This is a genomic window from Couchioplanes azureus (genome assembly GCF_014648355.1).
GTDB lineage: Bacteria > Actinomycetota > Actinomycetes > Mycobacteriales > Micromonosporaceae > Actinoplanes > Actinoplanes azureus.
This window is the reverse complement of record NZ_BMQY01000010.1, coordinates 218644-236089: the sequence shown is the minus strand read 5'-3', so window position 1 is coordinate 236089 and position 17446 is coordinate 218644. Positions and strand designations below refer to the sequence as shown.

Genomic DNA, 17446 nt, shown 5'->3' with positions numbered 1-17446 from the left:
GTATGGTGACCCGGTGGTGACCCCGGATATGAACACGACTCAGAGAAACGCGATCCACGAGAGCGGTCGCGCGGATGGGCAGCCGATGCTGTTCGCCCACGGCTTCGGCTGCGACCAGAACATGTGGCGGTTCGTCGCTCCCGAGTTCGCCGACACCCACCGGGTGGTGCTCTTCGATCACGTCGGTGCGGGCCGTTCCGATCTGCGGGCGTACGACGAACGCCGGTACTCGACCCTGGACGGCTACGCCTCCGACGTCCTCGAGATCGTGCACGACCTGGACCTGCGGGACGTGATCTTCGTGGGGCACTCGGTCAGCGCGATGATCGGGGTGCTCGCCGCGATCCGGGAGCCGGAGCGGTTCGCCAAGCTGGTGCTCATCGGACCGTCGCCGCGATACATCGACGACGGCGACTACGTCGGCGGCTTCGGCCGCGCCGACATCGAGGCCATGCTGGAGTCCTTGGACAGCAACTATCTCGGCTGGTCGAGCGCGATGGCGCCGGTCATCATGGGCAACCCCGACCGGCCGGAGCTGGGCCGGGAGCTCACCAACAGCTTCTGCGCCACCGACCCGGAGATCGCCAAGAAGTTCGCGCGCGTCACCTTCCTCTCCGACAACCGCGACGACCTGCCGAAACTGCGTACCCCGGCGTTGATTCTGCAGTGTGCCGACGATGTCATCGCCTCCTCGGCGGTCGGGAACTATGTGCACGAACACCTTGCCGGGAGCACACTGGTGGCCATGAACGCGACCGGCCACTGCCCGAATCTGAGCGCGCCCGCCGAGACGGTTGCGGCGATCAAGGCGTACATCTGACGGTGATGGCCGAGAGCGGCGGTGGTGGGCCGGACGTGACGCAGGAACTGCGGGTGCCCTGGGACGAGGATCCCGGCGACCTGTACGAGCACGCGCCGTGCGGCTACCTGACCATGTTGCCGGACGGCACGATCGTCAAGGTCAACGCGACGTTCCTCGCCTGGACCGGCTTCGAGCGGTCGGCGCTGATCGGCCGCCGGCGGTTCCGGGACCTGCTCAGCCCGGGCGACAAGATCTACTACGAGACGCACTACGCGCCGCTGCTGAGCATGCAGGACGACGTGCACGAGATGGCCTTCGACCTGGTGCGCGCCGACGGCCGCCGGCTGCCGATCCTGGTCAACTCGATCCTCGGGCGCGACCCGGCCGGTCGGCCGCGGGTGGTGCGGACCACCATCTTCGACGCCACCGAGCGGCGCGGCTACGAGAAGGAACTGCTTGCCGCCCGGCGGCTGGCGGAGGCTTCCGAGCAACGGGTCGGCGCGCTGCAACAGGTGGTCGCGGACCTGGCGGCGGCGCCCACCGGCGCCGAGGTCGCCGAGGCGGTGGTCCGGGCGCCCGGCCTCGCCTTCGGCGCCTCGTACGCCCGGGTGTGGCTGCTCGAGCCGGACCGGGAGCTGCTGCGGGTGCTGGCCGGCACCGAGCCGGGTGCCGTGGGCGACGACGTGCCGCTGGGCTCGTCGTGTCCGGTCGCCGAGGTCGCCCGCCGCGGCGACCTGCACGTGATCGGATCGGTGACGGAGGCCGAACGTCACTTCCCCGAGCTGGCCGCCGCCATGCGCGAGGCGGGTCACCGCAGCGTGGTGCTGCTCCCGCTGACCGCGGGCTTCCCCGGCGAGACCCTCGGCGCCGACGTGCTCGGCGTGCTCACCTTCGCCTTCGCCGAGGAGCGCGAGCTGAGCGACAGCGAGCTGCGCGTGGTCCGGCTGCTGGGGCACCAGGCCGGCCAGGCCCTGGACCGCGCCCGGCTGTACGACGACGCGCGCCGCCGCGAGGAGCGGGCCACCTTCCTCGCCGAGACCACCCGGGCGCTCGACGAGGTGCCGCGGCTCATGCTCCGCGCCCGCCGCCTGGTCGACCGGCTCGTCCCCGAGGTCGCCGAGTGGGCCGCCGTACGGCTGCAGGTCGGCCCGGCCGGGTTGCAGGCCGAGGCCGGCGGACCCGCACCCGACCCGGTCCGGCTGGCCCAGCGCGTCGCCCTGGTCGGCGCGCACGGCAAGGCGGAGCTGGCGGACGACGGCGCCGACCCGGGCTGCGCCGTCCTGCCGTTGGCCGCCGGCGGCAAGGTGCTCGGCACGCTGGCGCTGCGGATGGCGCCGGGCCGGCGTACCGCCCCGGCCGACGCCGTCTTCCTGAACGACCTGGCCGACCGGGCCGGACTGGCGCTGGAGAACGCCCGCCTCTACGAGCAGGAGCGCGCCGTCGCCCGGACGTTGCAGCGCAGTCTGCTCGCCAGCGACCTGCCCACCGACCCGCGCTTCGCGGTGGAGACGCACTACCAGGCCGCCGCCCACGACCTGGAGGTCGGCGGCGACTGGTTCGACGCGTTCCTGATCACCCCGGACAAGCTGGCCGTGGTCGTCGGCGACGTGGTGGGCCGGGGCATCGACGCCGCGACCACCATGGGCCAGCTGCGCAGCGCGATCCGGGCGCTCGCGTCGGCCGAGGCGGGCCCGGCGCGGCTGCTCGAGCGGCTGGACCGCTTCGTCGACCGGGTCGAGTCGGCGCGCATGGCGACCGTCGTGTACGCCGAGGTCGACCTCACCACCAGCGAGATGACGTACGCCTGTGCCGGGCACCTCCCGCCGTTGCTGACCGAGCCCGGCGCCGCGCCGCTCTACCTGCTCGACGGCCGGTCCGGCGCGCTGGGCACCCGGGCCGGCCACCGGACCCGGGTGGAGCACCGCGTGCACCTCGCGGCCGGCAGCCGGTTGCTGCTCTACACCGACGGGCTCATCGAGCGCCGCCACCGGCGCATCGACGCCGGCTTCGAGATGCTGGCCCGGGCGTACGCCGGCCGCCGCGACGCCCCGCTGCCGGGCCTGGCCGCCGGGCTGGCGGAGCGCCTCGTGGGGCGCGAGCACCCCGACGACGTCTGCCTGCTCTGCCTCGCCCTCGGCACCGAGGAGCGGCTGGAACGCGCCATCGGGGCGGACCCGGTGCAGATCGCGCTGTTGCGCAAGGACATGCGCGGCTGGCTGGTGTCGCACGACGTCGACGAGGAGACCACCCAGGCGGTGCTGCTGGCCTGCTCGGAGGCGGTCGCCAACGCCATCGAGCACGGTTACCGCAACGACCCGTTCGGCGTGGTCGACGTCAGCGCGGTGGTCTCGGCGGAGGCGATCGAGGTGCGGGTCACCGACCGCGGCGACTGGCACGTCCCCGCGGACCAGGCTTTGCGCGGCCGGGGACTGCAGCTCATCCACCAGGTGATGGACGATGTCGTGTTCGACCGTACGGACGGGACCACGGTGACGATGCGCCGTGCCCGGAAAGAGGCAGTATGACCGATCGGTGGGTGACGTTCTCGAGGCTCGGCGACGCCGCGGTGGTCCGGCTCGCCGGGGAGATCGACCTGGCGAACGCCCCGGAGCTGACCCGCGAGATCGTCCGGCACACCGGGCGGGCCGGCGCCGTGCTCATCGACCTCACCGCCGTCTCTTTCCTGGACAGCGCGGGGGTGCGGCTGCTCGACACGGTCGTCGGTGACATGGACCACGCGGGCACGCCGATCCGGCTCGTGGTGGGGGAGAGCGGGCCGGTCCGGATGACCCTGCAACTCTGCGCATTCCGGGACGATCTCCTGGCCGCGGACCTCGACCGGGCCGCGGAGGATTTGCGCGGCTAGCCCGCGTACCCTGGAGACCCATGAGCGTCTCTTCCGTCTTTCCGCAGCTCGAGCAGTTGCTGCCCCGGGTCAGCAAGCCGATCCAGTACGTGGGCGGCGAGCTGGGTGCCGTCGTCAAGGACTGGGACGCCACCACCGTCCGGTGGGCCCTGATGTATCCGGACGCGTACGAGGTGGGCCTGCCCAACCAGGGCGTGCAGATCCTGTACGAGGTGCTCAACGAGCAGCCCGACGTGCTGGCCGAGCGGACGTACGCGGTCTGGCCCGACCTCGAGGCGCTGATGAAGGAGCACGGCGTCCCGCAGTTCACGGTCGACGCCCACCGCCCGGTCCGCGCCTTCGATGTGCTCGGCCTGTCGTTCGCGACCGAGCTGGGCTACACCAACATGCTCTCCGCGCTCGACCTCGCCGGCATCCCGCTGAACAGCGCCGACCGCGGCGACGAGGACCCGATCGTGCTGGCGGGCGGCCACGCCTCGTTCAACCCCGAGCCGATCGCGGACTTCATCGACGCCGCCGTGCTGGGCGACGGCGAGGAGGCCGTCCTCGAGATCACCGGCATCATCCGGGAGTGGAAGGCCGAGGGATGCCCGGGCGGCCGTGACGAGCTGCTGCTGCGCCTCGCCCGCACGGAGAGCATCTACGTGCCGCGGTTCTACGACGTGGACTACCTCCCCGACGGCCGGATCCAGCGGGTCGTGCCCAACCGCCCCGACGTGCCGTTCCGGGTGGCCAAGCGCACGACCATGGACCTCGACGCGTGGCCGTACCCGAAGAAGCCGCTGGTCCCGCTCGCCGAGACGGTCCACGAGCGGTATGCGGTGGAGATCTTCCGCGGCTGCACCCGCGGCTGCCGGTTCTGCCAGGCGGGCATGATCACCCGGCCGGTCCGCGAGCGGTCCATCACGACCGTCGGCCAGATGGTCAAGGAGGGCCTGGAGTTCTCCGGCTTCTCCGAGGTCGGCCTGCTGTCGCTCTCCAGCGCCGACCACTCGGAGATCGGCGACATGTGCTCGGGCCTCGCCGAGCAGTACGCCGACACCAACGTCTCGCTGTCGCTGCCCTCGACCCGGGTGGACGCGTTCAACATCGACCTGGCCCAGGAGCTGTCGCGCAACGGGCGGCGCACCGGCCTCACCTTCGCGCCGGAGGGCGGTTCCGAGCGGATCCGCAAGGTCATCAACAAGATGGTGACCAAGGAGGACCTGATCCGGACGGTCGTCACGGCGTACTCCAACGGCTGGCGGCAGGTCAAGCTGTACTTCATGTGCGGCCTGCCCACCGAGACCGACGAGGACGTGCTCGAGATCGCGCACATGGCGCACGAAGTGATCCGGGCCGGCCGGGAGGCCGCGGGCACCAAGGACATCCGCTGCACGGTCTCGATCGGCGGGTTCGTGCCCAAGCCGCACACCCCGTTCCAGTGGGCGCCGATGGAGCGCCCGGAGGTCATCGACGCGCGGCTCAAGCTGCTCAAGCAGGAGATCAACAGCGACCGCTCGCTGGGCCGCGCGATCGGCTACCGCTACCACGACGGCGAGCCGTCGCTGATCGAGGGCCTGCTCTCGCGCGGCGACCGCCGGGTCGGCGCGGTGATCCGGCGGGTATGGGACAAGGGCGGGCGTTTCGACGGCTGGTCGGAGCACTTCTCGTACGCCCGCTGGGTCGAGGCGTGCGCCGAGGTGCTCCCGCAGTTCGGCGTCGACCTGGACTGGTTCACCACCCGCGAGCGCGACCAGCTCGAGGTGCTGCCCTGGGACCACCTCGACTCCGGCCTGGACAAGGACTGGCTCTGGCAGGACTGGCAGGACGCCATGAGCGAATACGAACAGGACGACTGCCGCTGGACGCCGTGCTTCGACTGCGGTGTCTGCCCGTCGATGGACACCGAGATCCAGATCGGCCCCACCGGCAAGAAGCTTCTCCCCCTGACCCCGGTGAACCAACTCCGGGTACCCGTTTAGGAGTCCGACAATTCCCCCCAAGAATCAACCCGTGGGCGGTCAGGCCCCGGTGGTCCAGCGGATCCGCCTGCGGTACGCCAAGCGCGGGCCGCTGCGTTTCACCTCACACCGGGACTTCGCGCGCGCCTTCGAGCGGGCGTTGCGGCGGGCGAACGTACCGATCGCGTTCTCGCAGGGCTTCACCCCGCATCCCAAGATCTCGTACGCCAGCGCCGCGCCCACCGGCGTCGGCAGCGAGGCGGAATACCTGGAGATCGGTCTCCAGGCCCCGGTCGACCCGGCGGCCCTGCGGGTCGCGCTCGACGCGGCGTTGTCCCCCGGCCTCGACGTGCTCGACGCGGTCGTCGCGCGGGAGGGTGGACTCGCCGACCGGATCGACGCGTCCCGCTGGCGCATCGAACTGCCCGAGATCGCGCCGGAGGTTGCGGAGAAGGCCGTCGAAGCCTTTCTCGCCGCCGGGGAGGTGCTGGTCGAGCGCATGACCAAGCAGGGCAAGCGCTCGTTCGACGCGAGAAAAGCAGTTGCGTCGTGCACAGTGACCGCGGAGTCTGACGCACCTTCCGAGGCGGCGGCGGCACCGTGTGCGATAATCGACCTTGTCGTGCGGCAGGTCACTCCCGCCGTGCGGCCCGATGACGTCATGTCCGGCCTGCGCGTGGTGGCCGGTCTGGAGCCGCCGGTGCCCCCACGGGTGACCCGGCTGGCCCAGGGCTCGCTCACCCCGCAGGGGGAGATCGTCGATCCGTTGGACGCGGATCGCGAGGACGCACCCATCGGAGGGCGCTAGCCGGTCCGGCCGGTGCCCGCGTTGGCAGACTTCGGAAGCCCGTCCAACGGCCGGGTCCGAAAAACTTGCGGCGATCCTGCGTGGCAGCGCTCACCCGCGCCCGGGGCCGCCAGAACTGGAGAGCGCCCGATGCTCGATAACGAGCCACAGGGCGGTGAACGGGAAGAGGTGTCCGCACCTCCTGCCGCCGATGCCGCCGAGAGCACCACACCCGCACGCCGGACGCGCGCACCGCGCCGCAAGGCCGCCGCACCGGCGGCCCTGCCGGTCGACGCGCCCGGCGTCGAACCCGGAGCGGCCGACGAGGCGGCGAACGCCGTCGATGCGGCCGCCGCGGCCGAGGCCCCCGCGGCCCCGGTGAAGGCCACCCGCAGCCGGGCCCGGAAGAAGGCCGTCCCGGCCGCCGCGCCGGAGCCCGAGGCCGGCGAGGCGGCTCCGGAGGCCGTGGAGACGCCCCCCGTGAAGGCGACTCGCAGCCGGGCCCGCAAGAAGGCCGCCCCGGCCGCCGCCCCCGCGCCGGCGGAGGAAGAGGTCCCGGCCCCCGCCCCGGCCCAGGCGGTCGCCGCCGAGGAGCCGGCCGAGGAGCCGATCGAGGAAGAAGAGCAGGTCACCGAGCCGCCCGCGGCCGAGGTGCCGCTGGTCGGCGTGCTGCCCCTGGACGATGACCTCGTCGAGGAGGCGCCCACCCGTCGTCGCGGGCGCAAGGCGGCGCTGCCCCCCGCCGTACTGTTCATGCCGCCGGAGCCGGACGCCGAGCCGGCGCCCGCCGCCCGGCGCGGCCGCCGCGGCACGACCGCGGCCGTCACCGCCGAGCCGGTCGCCGAGCCCGCCGAGGCGTCCGCCGAGCCGGTGCCCGCCGCCGAGGAGGAGCCCGCCGAGGGCGCCCGCAAGAACCGGCGCCGCCGCCGGGGTGCCGCAGCCGAGGCCGACGAGGCCCCGGCCGCCGAGGTCACCGAAGAACCCGCACTGGAAGACGCCGACGAGAGCGCCGACGACGTCGAGGACGGCGCCGACGAGGACCTCGACGACGAGGACGCGGTCGGGCGCCGGCGCCGCCGGCGGGGGTNNNGCCGGCGCCGCCGGCGGGGACGCCGTGGCCGCGGCCGCGGCAAGGGCCCGTCCGACGAGGGCGACGAGAACGACGAGGCCGGTGCCGACGAGCCCGAGGCCGAGGCCGAGAGCGACGAGGACCCCGACGACGGCGACGGCGTCACCCGCCGGCGCCGCCGGCGGCGCCGCAAGGGCTCCGGCGACGCCGAGACCGGCGGGGTCGAGGACGGGGTGCACACCGTCGTGCGGGTGCGCGAGCCCCGCCGCAGCGACGAGGTGCAGGGCGTCTCCGGCTCCACCCGGCTGGAGGCCAAGCGGCAGCGCCGCCGGGACGGCCGCGAGCAGCGCCGGACGCGGCCGCCGATCCTGAGCGAGTCGGAGTTCCTGGCCCGCCGCGAGGCGGTCGACCGGGTCATGGTCGTCCGGCAGAAGCCGGACCGCACCCAGATCGCCGTGCTCGAGGACGGCATCCTGGTCGAGCACTACGTGTCGCGCTCCACCTCCGGGACCATGGTCGGCAACGTCTACCTCGGCAAGGTGCAGAACGTGCTGCCGAGCATGGAGGCGGCCTTCGTCGACGTCGGCCGCGGCCGCAACGCGGTGCTCTACGCCGGCGAGGTCAACTGGGACGCCACCGGGCTGGAGGGCCGGGCCCGCTCGATCGAGCAGGCGCTGCGCTCCGGCGACTCGGTGCTGGTGCAGGTCACCAAGGACCCGATCGGGCACAAGGGCGCCCGGCTGAGCAGCCACATCGCGCTCTCCGGCCGGCACCTGGTCTACGTGCCCAACGGCAACGCCTCGGGCATCAGCCGCAAGCTGCCCGACAACGAGCGCAAGCGGCTGCGGGACGTGCTGAAGAAGCTGGTCCCGGACGGCGCGGGCGTCATCGTGCGGACCGCCGCGGAGGGTGCCTCCGAGGAGGAGCTGGCCCGCGACGTCAAGCGGCTGCAGGCGCAGTGGGAGGACATCCAGGCCAAGGCCGCCGAGGGCGCCGCGCCGCGCCCGCTGTCGGAGGAGCCCGACCTGGTCATCCGGGTGGTCCGCGACCTCTTCAACGAGGACTTCCGCGAGCTCGTCGTGCAGGGCGACCAGGCGTACCAGGAGATCGAGAACTACCTGGAGTCGGTCTCCCCGGACCTGCTGGAGCGGCTGCACCGGCACACCGGCGGCAACGACGTCTTCGCCGACAAGCGGGTCGACGAGCAGATCCTCAAGGCCCTCGACCGCAAGGTCTTCCTGCCCTCCGGCGGTCACCTGGTGATCGACCGCACCGAGGCGATGACCGTGGTCGACGTCAACACCGGCAAGTACACCGGTGCGGGCGGCAACCTCGAGGAGACGGTCACCCGCAACAACCTGGAGGCGGCCGAGGAGATCGTGCGGCAGCTGCGCCTGCGCGACCTCGGCGGCATCGTGGTCATCGACTTCATCGACATGGTGCTGGAGAGCAACCGCGAGCTGGTGCTCCGGCGGCTCACCGAGTGCCTGGGCCGGGACCGTACCAAGCACCAGGTCACCGAGATCACGTCGCTGGGCCTCGTGCAGATGACCCGCAAGCGCATCGGCGCCGGGCTGCTGGAGGCGTTCAGCGAGAACTGCGAGCACTGCAAGGGCCGGGGCCTGGTGATCCACACCGAGCCGGTGCCGGAGAAGCGGTCCTCGGGCGCGGCCAACCAGGTCAAGGCCGTCGCGGCGGCGGGACGCCCGGAGTCGCCGGCCCCGCCGGCGCAGTCCTCCTCGCGGTCCCGGCGCCGCCGGGGCAACGGCGGCGAGCAGGCTCCCGCCGAGGTGACCCCGGCCGAACAGCCTCCCGCCGAGGTCGCCCCGGCCGACGTGGTGCCGGACGACGTGGTCCCGGCCGCCGCGGCGCCGGAGCACCTCACGGAGGACCCGGTGGCGGAGACGGCCGGTCTTCCTCCGGCCGGTTCCGGGATCATCGCCCCGGCCGGGTCGGGCGTGATCACCCCGGCGCCGAAGCTCACCACCGACGACGGCGACGACGACTACGACATCAGCGGCTACGACCTCTCCCGGTACGAGACGAACGGTTCGTACGAGGCCGAGCCGATGCAGCTGACCGGGGCGGACGACCCGGACGCGGCCGACGACGACGAGGACGACGACGAGCCGGTCGGCGCCGGGGCCGGCTCCCGGCGGCGCTCCCGGCGGGGCGGCTCTCGGCGGCGGACCCGCCCGTAACGCGCACGATGCGGGCGGTCCCGGCAGGAACTACCTGCTGGGGCCGCCCGCGCCATGTCGGCTGATCGATGTCGGCTACCCTCGTCATCCCCGTCACGTCCCCGAGGAGCCCACCATGCGACGCCTGCTGTGCGCGACCGCCCTGAGCGGCGCCCTTCTCGTGCTCGGCGCCTGCTCGTCCGGCAAGTCCGCCGAGACCACCGGCGGCGCCACCCCGCCGAGCACCGCCGCGGCTCCCGGGGCGAGCGGCGGTCCCGCTCCGGGGGGAGCGTCCCCGGCGGGCGGCGACGTCGCGCTCAAGGGCAACACCAAGGCGATCTGCGACCAGGCCGCGCGGACCGGCGCGGAAGCGGCCCAGAAGTTCGCGCTGGACCTCAAACTGCTGATCGAGGCCGAGACCTCGCAGGACGCCTCCGCGGTGACCAAGGCGAAGGCCAAGACCGACCGGGACGTGCAGAACTACTCCTCCGCCCTGGCCGACATGGCGAAGCTCGCCTCCGAGCCCGAGGTCAAGAAGGCCCTCACGGACATGGGCAAGCAGGTGGCGGCGCTGCAGGGCGACGTGCGCAAGCTCGACGCGCGGAAGCTGGCCGGCCTGCAGGAAACCCTGGCCAGGGCCTGCGGCACCGCCTGAGCGTCTCCCCGGTTTGGGCGCCACCCGCTCGATGAAGTACGCTATCTGTCGGCGCTTTTTCAAGCGCCGTGTTCCTGTGCGCGAGGCAGTGTTCTGCGGCGCCGGGGCCCGAGTTTCATCCGCCAAGCAGCGATGTCCGCTGCGTAAGTCTCAGGGAGTCCGCGTCCGATGTACGCGATCGTCAAGACCGGCGGCAAGCAGTACAAGGTTGCCGAGGGCGACGTGATCGAGGTCGAGAAGCTCGCGGGTGTGCCCGGCGACTCGCTGACGCTCGCCGCGGTCCTCCTCGTCGACGGTGACAACCTGGTGACCGATGCGGCCAAGCTTGCCAAGGTGACGGTGTCCGGCGAGATCGCCGAGCACACCAAGGGTCCGAAGATCCGGATCCACAAGTTCAAGAACAAGACCGGCTACCACAAGCGCCAGGGGCACCGTCAGCCGCTGACCCGCGTCAAGGTGACCGGCATCTCCAGCGGGAAGTAGGGGCGAACCGCCATGGCTCACAAAAAGGGTGCTTCCAGCTCGCGGAACGGCCGTGACTCCGCCGCTCAGCGGCTCGGGGTGAAGCGGTTCGGCGGCCAGCTGGTCAACGCCGGCGAGATCATCGTCCGCCAGCGCGGCACGAAGTTCCACCCCGGCGACCTGGTCGGCCGCGGTGGCGACGACACGCTGTTCGCGCTCGCCGCGGGCAACGTGCTCTTCGGTCACAAGCGTGGCCGCAAGACCGTCAGCATCGTGCCGGTCGCGGCCGAGTAAGGCCGCAGGCCGCGCTCAGCGGCCGGACAGCGTCGCAGCGGGTCGTGGACCTTCCGGGGTCCGCGGCCCGCTGTTGTTTCTCCCGGCGGGAAGCCGGACGACTTCGCTGGTGTTCTTCCCTCGGGCAGGCACTGCGTTCGAGGTAGGAGTTACGAGTGGCTACGTTCGTCGACCGGGTGGTGCTGCACCTGCACGCAGGTGACGGCGGTCACGGCTGCGTGTCCGTACGCCGGGAGAAGTTCAAGCCGCTCGGCGGTCCCGACGGCGGCAACGGCGGCCACGGGGGCGGCATCACCCTCGTCGTCGACCCGCAGCAGCACACGCTGCTCGACTTCCACTTCCGCCCGCACGTCAAGGCGCAGAACGGCGTCGGCGGGATGGGCGACAACCGGGACGGCGCCAACGGTGGCGACCTCGTGCTCAAGGTGCCGGACGGCACGGTCGTGCAGACCCCGGACGGCGAGGTCATCGCCGACCTGATCGGCGCCGGCACCACCTTCGAGGTGGCCCGCGGCGGCCGGGGCGGGCGCGGCAACGCCTCGCTGGCCAACACCCGCCGCAAGGTGCCCGGCTTCGCCGAGCTGGGCGAGCCCGGCGACCGCCTCGACGTGGTCCTGGAGCTCAAGAGCGTCGCCGACGTGGGCCTGGTGGGCTTCCCGTCGGCCGGCAAGTCGTCGCTCATCTCGGTCATCTCCGCGGCGAAGCCGAAGATCGCCGACTACCCGTTCACCACGCTGGTGCCCAACCTCGGGGTCGTGCAGGCCGGCGAGGAGACCTTCACGGTCGCGGACGTGCCGGGCCTCATCCCCGGCGCCGCCACCGGCAAGGGGCTGGGCCTGGAGTTCCTGCGGCACATCGAGCGCACCTCCGTGCTGGTCCACGTCCTCGACGCGGCGGCGCTGGAGATCGAGCGCGATCCGATCGCCGATCTGGAGGCCATCGAGGCGGAGCTGCGCGCGTACGGCGGGCTCGAGGACCGGCCCCGCATGGTCGTGCTCAACAAGATCGACATCCCGGACGGGCGCGACCTCGCCGAGATGGTCCGCCCCGACCTCGAGGCCCGCGGCCTGCGCGTCTTCGAGGTGAGCGCGGTGACCCGCGAGGGGCTCAAGGAGTTCACGTACGCCCTGGCCGAGGCCGTCGCCGCGAACCGCCTGGCCGCGCCCGCTCCCGAGCCCAGCCGTACGGTGGTCCGGCCGCGCGCGGTCGACGAGAAGGGCTTCACCATCGAGCAGGACGCCGAGGGTGTGTACGTGGTCCGCGGCACCCAGGTCGAACGCTGGATCCGGCAGACGAACTTCGACAACGACGAGGCCGTCGGCTACCTCGCGGACCGCCTGGAGCGCCTCGGCGTCGAGGCGGCGCTGGCCAAGAAGGGCGCCCAGCCCGGCGACCCGGTGCGCATCGCCGACCGCGAGTTCGACTGGCAGCCCAACACGGGCGAGTACGTCTCGGGGCCCCGGGGCACCGACGCCCGCCTCGAGGAGGACTCGCACCGGCCCACCGCCGCCCAGCGCCTCGCGGCCCGCAAGGCCCGCCGCATCCGCTCGGACGACGAGCTCCTGCACATGAACGAGGACGGCACGGTCTCCACCGTCTCCATGTCCGCCCAGCCGGTCCTGGTCACCGAGGACGACGACGAGGACGCCGACGCATAGGTCGTCCCGCTGTGCGACATGATGGTGCGCATGCCGAGTCTGACGCGCGCCGAGGCCGTATCGCGGGCCGCCACGATCACCGTGACCGGATACGACGTCGCCCTGGATCTCACCGGGGACGGTGACACCTTTCGCTCGCGTACGGTGCTCCTCTTCGGGGCGGAAGCGGGCAGCACGACCTTTGTCGAGCTGGAACCCGCGGAGCTGGTTTCCGCGACGCTCAACGGCGTTCCGGTGGATCCGGCCGCTCTCGCGCAGGAGCGGCTGACGCTGACCGGGCTCGCCGCCGCCAACGAGCTGGTGGTCGAGGGCGAGATGCGGTACTCGAACACCGGCGAGGGACTGCACCGCTTCGTCGACCCGGCCGACGAGCGCGTGTACCTGTACGCCCACATGTTCCTCGACGGGGCGCGCCGGATCTTCCCCTGCTTCGACCAGCCCGACCTGAAGGCGCCCGTCACGGTGAGCGTCACGGCGCCGGAGGGCTGGCTCGTCGCCGCCAACGGCGAGCGGGCGGGCGCGGTGGAGGGCGGCCGGTGGCGGTTCGCGCCCACGAAGCCGCTGTCCACGTACCTGATCTCGTTCATCGCGGGGCCCTACCATGCCCGGACGGACTCCCACGACGGCATTCCGCTCGCGCTCTACTGCCGGCAGGCGCTCGCCGAGCACCTCGACGAGCAGGCCGGCGAGCTCTTCACGATCACCAAGCAGTGCCTCGACCGCTACCACGAGCTCTTCGACGTCCGGTATCCGTTCGGCCACTACCAGCAGGCGTTCGTGCCGGAGTTCAACTTCGGCGCGATGGAGAACCCCGGCATCGTGGTCTTCCGCGACGAGTACATCTTCCGCTCCGCGGTCACCGACGCCGAGCGGGAGCAGCGGGCCATGGTGGTCGCCCACGAGATGGCGCACCAGTGGTTCGGCGACCTGGTCACCATGGCGTGGTGGGACGACCTCTGGCTGAACGAGTCGTTCGCCGAGTATCTGGGCACCCGGATCACCGCCGAGGCGACCCGGTTCACCGAGACCTGGACGACCTTCGCGATGCAGCGCAAGGCCTGGGGGCTGCGCGCCGACCAGCGGCCCTCGACCCATCCGGTGGCGCCCAGCGACGTCGACGACACCGCCCTGGCACTGCTCAACTTCGACGGCATCTCGTACGCCAAGGGCGCCGCCGTGCTCCGCCAGCTCGTCGCGTACGTCGGGGACAAGGCGTTCCTGGCCGGGCTGAACGAGCACTTCGCCGCGCACGCGTACGGCAACGCCACCCTCGCCGACCTGCTCGGCGCCCTGTCCCGGGCCAGCGGGCGCGACCTGACCGCCTGGGCCGAGGTGTGGTTGCGCCGGGCCCAGGTCAACACCCTGCGCGCCGAGGTCGAGCGGGGCGGCGACGGCCGGTACGCGCGGGTCACGATCGTGCAGACGGCTCCCGAGGACTATCCGACGCTGCGCCCGCACCGGCTCTGCGTGGGCCTCTACGACCACGGTACGGACGGCGTGGTGACCCGCCGGCGCCTGGTCGAGGTCGAGGTGGACCCGGAGGTGGACGGCGGGCGGACGCCGGTTGCCGAGCTGACCGGGGAACCCGCCGCCGACCTGCTGCTCGTCAACGACGGGGACCTCACGTTCGCCAAGGTCCGGCTCGACCCGGACTCGGCGGACGCCGTACCCATGATGTTGCCGCTGCTGGAGGATTCCCTGACTCGCGCGCTGGTGTGGAGCGCGGTGCTCGACGCCGTCATCGACGCGGAACTGCCGGTGGCGGAGCTGGTCACGCTGGTGCTGGCCGCCCTGCCGGTGGAGCGGGAGGTGGCAGTCGTCGAGGACGTGCTGCAGCTGACCCGCACGCTGGTGGACCGGTATCCCACGCCGGAGACCCGGCCGGCCGCCCTGGAGCTGCTCGCGCAGGCCTGCGACCGGCTCGTGGCGGCCTCCGAGCCGGGCAGCTCGCGCCAGCTGGCGGGCCTGCGCGGCCTGATCGGCGCGAGCGTCGACACCGTACGCCTGGAAGGCTGGCTGGCCGGCGAGAACGTGCCCGAGGGGGTGGCCGTCGACGCGGACCTGCGCTGGCTGATCCTGTCCCGCCTGGTCGTGCTGGGTGCCGCCAGGCCCGAGCGGATCGAGGCGGAGCTCGCGGCCGACCGTAGCGCCCTCGGAGAGCAGGCGGCGGCCCGGTGCCGGGCGGCGCTGCCCGACGCCGGGGCCAAGGCGCGCGCCTGGGAGCTGATCCTGCACGACCCGGAGGCGTCGAACCGCATCCTGGAGGCCACCGCGCTCGGTTTCTGGCAGCCGGAGCAGCTCGACCTCGTCGCCGGGTACGCCGAGCGCTACTTCGCCGAGCTCCCGGGGCTGCTGGAGCGGCGTACCGGGATGACCGGGGAACGGGTGGCCGTCGCGGCGTACCCGAGGGTGGTGGTGTCGCCGGACACCCGCCGGTTCGCCGCGGAGCTGCTGGCCACGCCCGGCCTCTCGGCGATCGTGCGCCGGGTCGTGACGGACGGCGACGACGACGTCCGTCGGGCGCTCCGGGCGCGGGGTGCCTGATTCCGCCCCTCGACTCCGGTGCGAGCCGTTAGCCTCGCAACTACGGGGGGTGGGCGGTGGAATGGTCCGACGAGTTGTCCGGCGGCCTGCTGCAGGCCGCCCCGGACGCGATCCTGGTTCTCGACGAGGGCCGCATCGTCCTGGTCAACGACCGGGCCGAGGAGGTCTTCGGGTGGTCCCGCGCCGACCTGCTGGGCCGTGACGTCGAGGTCCTGCTCACCGAGGCGGCGCGCGAGGCCTTCACCGGCACGGCGGGCACGCTCGTGGCGCAGGCACGCCGCCGGGACGGCGCCGAGTTCCCCGCGGAGGCCTCGCTCGCGGTCGTGGAGGTGCCGCGGGGCCGTCTCACCGTGGCGATCGTCCGGGACGTCACCGGGCGGCACCAGGACAAGGCCGCCGCCCACAGCCAGCGCGCCCAGCGGCTCGAGGCGTTGAGCAAGCTCGCCGGCGGCATCGCCCACGACTTCAACAACATGCTCGGCGTGATCGTCAACTATGCCACCTTCGTCGTCGAGGAGACGGAGTCGCCCACCCCGGACGTCGCGGCCATCGCGGCGGACGCGCGCCAGGTGATCAAGGCCGGCGAGCGGGGGACCGGGCTGACCCAGCAACTCCTGAAGTTCGCCGGGCGCGGGGCGGTCCGCCCGCAGCTCACCGACCTCAACGACGTGGTGGCGGCGGCCGAGGAAGCGATCCGCGGCGTGCTCGGCACGGACGTCAAGCTGATCATCCGGCCCGGCGCCGCCCTGCCGCCGGTGACCTGCGACCCCGCCCAGATCGAGCAGGTGCTCGTCAGCCTCGCGGCCAACGCCCGCACCGCCATGCCGTCGGGCGGCAACCTGGTGATCGACACCGCCGGCGCGCACCTGTCGGCGAACGAGCACCCGGAACTCGGGGCCGGTGAGTACGTACGGCTGCGGGTGACGGACTCGGGCGCCGGCATGACACCGGACGTCCTGGAGCGCGCGTTCGAGCCCTTCTTCAGCACCAGGCCCAAGAACGAGGCGGCCGGCCTGGGGCTGGCCACCGTGTACGGCATCGTCACGCAGGCCCGGGGGAGCGTGAGCCTGGCCTCCGAGCCGGGGATGGGCACCACCGTGACCGTGCTGCTGCCGGCCGCGGAACGCGCGGAACCCGAACCGGAGCCCGCGGCCGGGCCCGCGGTCGCCGCCGGGTCCGGCGAGACGCTGCTGCTGGTCGACGACGCGGCGGCCCTGCGCGACGAGGCGGCGCGGATCCTCTCCGGGGCGGGTTACCGGGTGCTCGCGGCCGACGGCGGCGCCCAGGCGCTGGAGCTGGCCCGGCTGCACGACGGCGCGATCGACCTGCTGCTCAGCGACGTCGTGATGCCGGGCATGCTGGGCAGGGACCTGGCCGACCGGCTCACCGGCGTACGCCCGGACACCAAAGTCCTCTACATGTCCGACTACGCGCAGCCCGTGCTCGCCTCCCAGGGGACGCTGGATCCGGGCGCGGCGCTGGTCGAGAAGCCGTTCACGGCCGAGGACCTGCTGACCGCCGTCCGCAAGCGCCTCGACGGCTGACCGGCCGCCTGATCTAGGATGCGCCGATGCGACGGCGGCGACGGATCGGCATCATGGGCGGGACCTTCGACCCGATCCACCACGGTCACCTGGTGGCGGCGAGCGAGGTGCAGAGCCGCTTCGAGCTGGACGAGGTCGTCTTCGTACCCACCGGGCAGCCGTGGCAGAAGGGCCAGGTCAGCCCCGCCGAGGACCGCTACCTGATGACCGTCGTCGCGACCGCCTCCAACCCGCACTTCCACGTCAGCCGGGCCGACATCGACCGCGACGGTCCCACCTACACCGTGGATACGCTGCGTGACCTGCACGCCGTCTACGGTCCGGACGCGGAGCTGTTCTTCATCACCGGCGCCGACGCGCTGGCGCGGATCCTGTCGTGGAAGGATGCGCTCGAGATGCTCTCGCTGGCGCACTTCGTGGGCGTCACCCGGCCCGGGTTCGAGCTTTCCGATGCGCACCTGCCGGCCGACACGGTCACTCTGGTGGAGGTCCCGGCCATGGCGATCTCGTCGAGCGATTGCCGCTCCCGGGTCGCGAAGGGCCAGCCCGTCTGGTACCTCGTACCCGATGGTGTGGTGCAGTACATCGCCAAACGGCATCTCTATCGCGAATAACAACCCTCTTCTGGTTGTTTGTCCGACT

13 protein-coding genes are annotated in these 17446 nt (G+C 72.5%); all 13 read left to right on the top strand.

Annotated elements, in window-relative coordinates:
* The first annotated feature begins 28 nt into the window (after positions 1 to 28).
* The 13 genes from IEY99_RS28990 (at position 29) to nadD (ending at position 17418) form a co-directional block, all read left to right on the top strand.
* Complete coding sequence (locus tag IEY99_RS28990) at positions 29 to 820, top strand: alpha/beta fold hydrolase (RefSeq protein ID WP_189207283.1); 792 nt, start codon at positions 29 to 31, stop codon at positions 818 to 820.
* A 35-nt stretch (positions 821 to 855) separates the two neighbouring features.
* Positions 856 to 3327: a SpoIIE family protein phosphatase gene (locus IEY99_RS28985; protein WP_229799344.1), complete on the top strand. Its 2472-nt coding sequence runs from the start codon at positions 856 to 858 to the stop codon at positions 3325 to 3327.
* Positions 3324 to 3668, top strand: a complete 345-nt coding sequence (locus IEY99_RS28980; RefSeq protein ID WP_189207242.1) for an STAS domain-containing protein — start codon at positions 3324 to 3326, stop codon at positions 3666 to 3668. Before IEY99_RS28985 ends, IEY99_RS28980 begins: the two co-directional genes overlap by 4 nt.
* Before the next feature lie 20 nt (positions 3669 to 3688).
* Positions 3689 to 5632, top strand: a complete 1944-nt coding sequence (locus IEY99_RS28975; RefSeq protein WP_189207241.1) for a TIGR03960 family B12-binding radical SAM protein — start codon at positions 3689 to 3691, stop codon at positions 5630 to 5632.
* 31 nt (positions 5633 to 5663) lie between these two features.
* Entirely contained in the window at positions 5664 to 6419 is a 756-nt protein-coding gene (locus tag IEY99_RS28970; RefSeq protein ID WP_189207240.1) for a TIGR03936 family radical SAM-associated protein, read from the top strand.
* 129 nt (positions 6420 to 6548) lie between these two features.
* Complete coding sequence (locus IEY99_RS28965; RefSeq protein ID WP_189207239.1) at positions 6549 to 9668, top strand: Rne/Rng family ribonuclease; 3120 nt, start codon at positions 6549 to 6551, stop codon at positions 9666 to 9668.
* 115 nt (positions 9669 to 9783) lie between these two features.
* Positions 9784 to 10302: a hypothetical protein gene (locus IEY99_RS28960; RefSeq protein ID WP_189207238.1), complete on the top strand. Its 519-nt coding sequence runs from the start codon at positions 9784 to 9786 to the stop codon at positions 10300 to 10302.
* Positions 10303 to 10470: 168 nt separating this feature from the next.
* Complete coding sequence (gene rplU / locus IEY99_RS28955) at positions 10471 to 10785, top strand: 50S ribosomal protein L21 (protein WP_189207237.1); 315 nt, start codon at positions 10471 to 10473, stop codon at positions 10783 to 10785.
* Between the two features lie 12 nt (positions 10786 to 10797).
* Positions 10798 to 11058, top strand: a complete 261-nt coding sequence (gene rpmA, locus IEY99_RS28950) for a 50S ribosomal protein L27 (protein ID WP_189207236.1) — start codon at positions 10798 to 10800, stop codon at positions 11056 to 11058.
* Positions 11059 to 11213: 155 nt separating this feature from the next.
* The gene (gene obgE, locus IEY99_RS28945; RefSeq protein ID WP_189207235.1) at positions 11214 to 12716 is read left to right on the top strand and encodes a GTPase ObgE; all 1503 of its coding nucleotides are present in this window, start codon (positions 11214 to 11216) and stop codon (positions 12714 to 12716) included.
* 30 nt (positions 12717 to 12746) lie between these two features.
* Positions 12747 to 15260 (top strand): aminopeptidase N, encoded by a 2514-nt coding sequence (gene pepN / locus IEY99_RS28940; protein ID WP_189207234.1) that lies wholly within the window; start codon positions 12747 to 12749, stop codon positions 15258 to 15260.
* A gap of 56 nt (positions 15261 to 15316) precedes the next feature.
* A complete protein-coding gene (locus tag IEY99_RS28935; protein WP_189207233.1) occupies positions 15317 to 16804 on the top strand; it encodes a hybrid sensor histidine kinase/response regulator in 1488 nt (495 codons plus the stop codon).
* Between the two features lie 26 nt (positions 16805 to 16830).
* Positions 16831 to 17418: a nicotinate-nucleotide adenylyltransferase gene (gene nadD / locus IEY99_RS28930; RefSeq protein ID WP_189207232.1), complete on the top strand. Its 588-nt coding sequence runs from the start codon at positions 16831 to 16833 to the stop codon at positions 17416 to 17418.
* Positions 17419 to 17446: the final 28 nt, after the last annotated feature.

Bases quoted from the DNA above. Each gene is read 5' to 3' on its own strand.
- IEY99_RS28990 (WP_189207283.1), top strand. From the start codon at position 29: ATGAACACGACTCAGAGAAACGCGATCCACGAGAGCGGTCGCGCGGAT.
- rpmA (WP_189207236.1), top strand. From the start codon at position 10,798: ATGGCTCACAAAAAGGGTGCTTCCAGCTCGCGGAACGGCCGTGACTCC.
- rplU (WP_189207237.1), top strand. From the start codon at position 10,471: ATGTACGCGATCGTCAAGACCGGCGGCAAGCAGTACAAGGTTGCCGAG.
- nadD (WP_189207232.1), top strand. From the start codon at position 16,831: ATGCGACGGCGGCGACGGATCGGCATCATGGGCGGGACCTTCGACCCG.
- IEY99_RS28960 (WP_189207238.1), top strand. From the start codon at position 9,784: ATGCGACGCCTGCTGTGCGCGACCGCCCTGAGCGGCGCCCTTCTCGTG.
- IEY99_RS28975 (WP_189207241.1), top strand. From the start codon at position 3,689: ATGAGCGTCTCTTCCGTCTTTCCGCAGCTCGAGCAGTTGCTGCCCCGG.
- pepN (WP_189207234.1), top strand. From the start codon at position 12,747: ATGCCGAGTCTGACGCGCGCCGAGGCCGTATCGCGGGCCGCCACGATC.
- IEY99_RS28980 (WP_189207242.1), top strand. From the start codon at position 3,324: ATGACCGATCGGTGGGTGACGTTCTCGAGGCTCGGCGACGCCGCGGTG.